Origin of the sequence: Methanobrevibacter sp., assembly GCF_045603845.1 — an archaeon.
Lineage (GTDB): Archaea > Methanobacteriota > Methanobacteria > Methanobacteriales > Methanobacteriaceae > Methanocatella.
In genome coordinates, this window is sequence record NZ_JAZUMY010000090.1 from 1 (window position 1) to 5,474 (window position 5,474).

General features: G+C 32.6%; 4 protein-coding genes and 1 pseudogene. 2 read left to right on the forward strand and 3 right to left on the reverse strand.

Annotation, left to right across the window (positions count from 1 at the left end):
- Nucleotides 1-1,112 precede the first annotated feature (1,112 nt).
- On the reverse strand, nucleotides 1,113-1,739 hold the full coding sequence (locus tag ACKI2W_RS09000) for a hypothetical protein (RefSeq protein WP_407381353.1): 627 nt from the start codon (nucleotides 1,737-1,739) through the stop codon (nucleotides 1,113-1,115).
- Nucleotides 1,740-1,862: 123 nt separating this feature from the next.
- On the opposite strand from ACKI2W_RS09000, the gene ACKI2W_RS09005 reads away from it, so the two are divergent.
- Nucleotides 1,863-2,405: a flavodoxin family protein gene (locus tag ACKI2W_RS09005; RefSeq protein WP_407381355.1), complete on the forward strand. Its 543-nt coding sequence runs from the start codon at nucleotides 1,863-1,865 to the stop codon at nucleotides 2,403-2,405.
- Nucleotides 2,406-2,421: 16 nt separating this feature from the next.
- Here the strand turns inward: ACKI2W_RS09005 and ACKI2W_RS09010 are convergent, their stop codons facing one another.
- A complete protein-coding gene (locus ACKI2W_RS09010; protein WP_407381356.1) occupies nucleotides 2,422-3,552 on the reverse strand; it encodes a hypothetical protein in 1,131 nt (376 codons plus the stop codon).
- 327 nt (nucleotides 3,553-3,879) lie between these two features.
- On the opposite strand from ACKI2W_RS09010, the gene ACKI2W_RS09015 reads away from it, so the two are divergent.
- Nucleotides 3,880-4,539 (forward strand): DUF11 domain-containing protein, encoded by a 660-nt coding sequence (locus tag ACKI2W_RS09015; RefSeq protein WP_407381358.1) that lies wholly within the window; start codon nucleotides 3,880-3,882, stop codon nucleotides 4,537-4,539.
- Between the two features lie 236 nt (nucleotides 4,540-4,775).
- On the opposite strand, the pseudogene ACKI2W_RS09020 reads toward ACKI2W_RS09015, so the two are convergent.
- Nucleotides 4,776-5,435 (reverse strand): annotated as a pseudogene (locus tag ACKI2W_RS09020) (DUF4143 domain-containing protein).
- Nucleotides 5,436-5,474: the final 39 nt, after the last annotated feature.

Sequence of the window (5,474 nt, forward strand, 5' to 3'; positions counted from 1 at the left end):
ATAACTATAAAAAAAGCATAATTTAAGCTTATTTTAATCAAATACCAGTGATTTATTGATATTGAAGTAATTTAATGTTAATATAAATTAGATATGAATTATATAATATAAATATGTCTGTTATAGTATAAATAGATGTAGCATCGCTCTTATTTTTATAAATTTTAATAAAATTTATTAATTTTTATTAATTTTTATAAAATTTTAGCCTCATTGAGGGAACCAAATTAACAGAAAGAAAATATTTTGTGTAAAATGATTGGATTTAAGTAAGTACATCTATATGTAATGGTTTAAATTTGATAGTTTTTAAATAAAATCAGTATTATTATTTTTGGAATCATTGCCATATTGCACAGTGAAGTGCAATATTTCGTATACAGCAATGATTCTTTAACTTACCCAGAGGGTGTGAAGTTTTACTTCAATAATATTTTAATATTCTATTCTATTTATAGTTTTTTATCATTTTAAATAATTAATGATTGGAAGCCGTTTCACATAGGAAAAGCAAACCTCGGTGAGAATACGAATTCTCAAAAAACCTTACGTTAATAACTTCCAAATCAATTAATTATCGTGGTTCCATATGAATCACAAATAATCTAAGTAACATGACTATGATGATACCTTGCACATTCATGCTAGATCCGAAATAAATTATCAGTATATCTAATGATAATACTTTAAATAATTCATTTACATCACATGTGATGTTACAATTATTGTTTTTCATAGAATACCTCTATTGGATAAGTAAGGGGAAAATATAGATAAATAATTACATATAATAATTCTATCATATTAACACCCCCTATTAAATTGAGGTTTGATTTAAGGTTAATTCATTGAATTATCCTATGGAAGTAGTTAATATTTCTTCATATTTAAAATAAGAGGTTAAGTGAGAACAATATTTATCAGTCAGAACAATTTTTAGAGTAATTTTTTGCAAATTTACTTTTAATTTATAAAATAAACTCTAATAAACTAAATATTTGAAATATAAAAGATATAATAATGAAATTTTAAAAATAAAGAAAAATAAGAAAATTAAAAATAGCTAATAAAAATCAGCTACTTTTTACACAGGACAATTTCAATCACTGACATTAAGTTTCGTTAGTCAGATTATATGATGTTGGCTGAACGGAAGTCAGTTTATTCGTATTCATTGTCGTTGTAAACTCATCTAAAACGGCATTGTCCTTAATAACCTGAACCGTGATGTGGTCAACTTCAACATAGTTCTGTGTAATGTATGTACTTATTGTTGCCGGATAGTCACTGTCCTTATAGTAATCATAGTAAGACAGCTTGTTTGTTGTTGATGTAACTTCATTTCCGTTGGAATCATAATAGATTGTCTTAATCATATAACCGTTCATGTCATCCGGGAAATTGTTGATATATCCTGAAACGGAGTATGAATAGTATAGCTTTCCGCTTGAGGTGTAATCATGAACATATACCTCATCAAAGGTTATTGTAATGTTTTTTTCTGGAGTTTCATTATTTCCTGAATTGAATATGAAAAATCCTGCAGCGACAATCAGAATTACAACCACAGCAATCATTATGATGCATCCAAGAGAAGATCCGCCATTATCTGAAGCAGGCTCAACTTTCGGTTTTGCTTCCTTATTGATTGGAACGTCTTCAATGTTTTCTCCGCATTCTATGCAGTGCTTTGCATTGTCCGGTGAATTGACACCGCAGTTAGGACATGTCTTGCTCATAGTTCATCTCCATAATTTTGTTAATATGATATATGTAAGTTATTATTAAAATAATTTCTCATTACATATAAATACTTTCTAGAATATAATAATAAACATAAAACAATCGGAGAGTAATATAAAATGAAAATTATAGCACTTCAAGCCAGTCCACGTGTAGGTGGAAATTGTGACGTATTAATGGATGAAATGATTAAAGGCGCTGAGGAAAACGGCGCTGAAGTAACCAAATACTACCTTGAAAAAGAAGATATTGCACCATGTAAGGCATGCATGTTCTGCGCTGAAAATCCTGACTGCGTAAGGGAAGATGACGGAAATAAAATCATCAATGAACTGGTGGCTGCCGATGGAGTAATATTTTCAACACCAATCTACTACGGTCAGATGTCAGCCCAGGGAAAACTCATAATCGACCGTTTCTACGGCATAGGCCAAAACCCTGACAAAAGCCTAAGCGGAAAAGCGGCACTTATATTTACCGAAAATCAGCCTGAAGGAACATATAAGGATTATATTGAACTTACAAAAGCATCCCCATTCTCATTTATGGGATATGATGTGATCGGTTATGTTGATGCAGGCAGTGCAGGTCCTGCAGGTATCGTAAAAGATGAACAGCCTGACAAGTTAAAAGAAGCTTACGAGCTTGGTAAAAAGTTTTAAAATAGCTCTTAATGAGCTATCTTCTATTTTTTTTATTTTTTTGTGTACCCCAGAGGTCTTTGGTGTTTCTGCTGTTTTTTGAATTCCAGAGACTTGCGAAATTTTTTGCATTAATCTGATGCTGGATATTTCTGTTGTCCCTTCTTGCATATCTTATTTTATTATATGTTCTTATACCCAAAACAAGTATGATTAATATTAAAATAATGGTTGCAATATATCCTAAAACAGTTAAGATGAAACCTAAAATGTCATTGCCTTCATCCGGAAACTCAACAGTTCCAAAGGCTCTGTATGTAGGTGCAATAGGAAGTGTTGAACCCTTGATTACTGAACCGTTGAAGTGAACGTTGTCATATGATCCTCCGGTGTTCATTCCGTAAAATGATCCGTCATCGTTTGATATGAACATGTCTGTAACGTTTCCCTTGAATGTGTCATTGTCAACATGGTGGAAATAATATGTTGTAATGTCTCTTCTTTCAAGCCCGTATCCGTCTGAAATCTCCAGTTTATTCATGATTTTAACCTTGTCTGATGCGTTCAGCTGTATGTCGCCTGACCTGAAGTATGAGTATTTGTTCGGAACTGATAGGTAATCTCCAGGTTTCAGCTTGCCTGTGAAGTGTGTGTCGTTTATTACAACACCGTATTGTCCTTCAGGTGATTTGATGACAACATGCCCTCTTCCGTATGCAGTCTTTATTTTTTGAATTTCTTCCAGACCGCTTTGGGAGATATTATTGTTTACAACCATATCTGCAGTGATGTTTTCAATGACCTCATTGTCCTTTCCGTCATCCAAACCGCCGTAGCCTATTGTCCAGCCGTCGCTTGTAACGATAACCTGACAGAAGTATCCTCCCTCTTCCTTGTACTGTTTTATGGCCTGCTTTCCATGCCAGTCGATTTCTTCAATGAATATGTCTGCGGAGTATCCTGCATCCCTTCTGAAAGTCATGAGACTGTCGTTTCCTTCAAGCTGACAGACCACTGAACAGCAGCCTGTAAGGTCACTTGCGTTAGCGTTTTGAAGTAATTCAACGATTTCATCATAGGATGAATGGTCATTTGCCGAATATGCACCCATTGCAAACAGAAGAACAATGAAGATGCTTAAAACCAATAATACTCTCTTTATATTCATTACATACACTCTAAAATTTGATTAAAAAAATATATTACATATATATTTATTCAAAGGAGTATAAAAACTTATGTTTTAATTAATATTGGTGTAATTTTTTAAACAAGCGTTTAATTTGTATGGCGAATTTTTGAATTATGAAATATTGAAATGAATGAAATTATATGATTTTCATCATTTTTGCAGATAATGTATATCAAAACCAAAATAGGTACTAATATAAGCTATGAATGTGAAAATATTATTATAAAATCATTTATATATTGATTTTATTTAAGTGCTTAAGTAATTTCCTAGTGGTTTTATAGAAAGTTTTTGTGTGATAAAATGAAAACAAAATCTGTTCTAGGAATATTGTTATTAATCCTTGCATTATCCTTGACCTTAGGTGCTGTAAGCGCTGAAGATGTGGCAAGCGATGATGCTTCAGCAGACGTAATGTCTGTGGAAGAAACTGCTGTTGAAGAAGTTTCCAGTGATGTTGGAAATGCTGCCGGTGAACCCGTAACAGCCAATGCTACAGCAAACATTCCAAAAGCCGATTTGGCGGTTGACGTGACTCCACTGCAACAAGTTGGAGACATGAACACCTGGAGTGTTGTAGTATACAATTACGGACCAGATACAGCTAAAAACACTTTAGTTGCATTAGGTTCAGACAATTTGATTTATTACGATCACATTGCATTTTCCGGAACATTTGACCCTGAAACTGGTATCTGGGATGTCGGTGACTTAGCAAAAGGCACTTACACTGAGTTAGTGCTTGCAATGTACAAAGTTGCTCCTGGCCCAGCATTAATTGAAGCAGTAGCAGTAAGCGATATATTTGATCCTGATACATCAAACAATTATGATATTGCTTACATTGACGTAGAAAGCGCATCAGCAAGTGAAGAAACTTTACCTGCTACTGGTAATCCTTTAGCTATGGCTTTACTTGCTTTATTTGTAGTTGGAGTAGGCGGATTGAAAAGAAGATTATAGGTTTATTTCAAATCCTTGAAGTTTCAATGCAATGATTTGATTATTTTAATTGGAATCACCAAGGCAGTATCTGGCTGATAGGTCTGTATTGTTTTGTTTTTTCAGTACGGATAAAATGGTTTCATTGTTGTTGCGGAGCCGATGGGATTAAAATAAATTTATAAGGAGTTTTTTAATCAATTAAACTCCTCCTATTTTTTAAACTATTATTTTGTTTGTTAATAAATGAAATAATATTACTTTAGACAACCAATTGGTATGACTTTAACTCCATCTTTTCTGGTTTTTGCTACGTCTCCACCAGTTAAAACTGCTAAAAAACTTGGATTTCTAACTTCATCATTAGCTTCAATAATTTTATTAATTTTTAGTAAGTTTTGAGCACCTTCTTCTATTTTTGTTTTTCCCAACTTACATTCTATTAAAGCGTATCTTCCATCATTAAGATGTACAACACAATCAACCTCCACATCGGAATTATCATGATAATATGATATTGAACCTCCAAATTTGGAAGTATATACACTCAAATCACGGATACATAAATTTTCAAAAATAAATCCTGCATCAACCATATTTTCATACAAACCTTCGGGATTTAAATTCAAAGCTTCAACTGCAATTGAGGGATCTGTGAACTGTTTTTTTCATTTGATCGGATTTATGTTTTTCGATTTGATATTTGGCGACCAATCAGCAATATTGTCTATTACAAATAGTTTTTTCAATGCATTAACATACGAATAAAATGTTGGTTCGCTTATCTGACCGAAATGCTCATTAATATCTGCCATAATTGTCGTATTTTTTACATTTGTTGAAATATGCCTAGCATAAGACTGTAATAGGAACCTTACCTTTTTAGGATCATTCTTATTATCATCAATATTACTCATATCCTAATTAGAAATCACATCCAAATGAGTAGACTAATG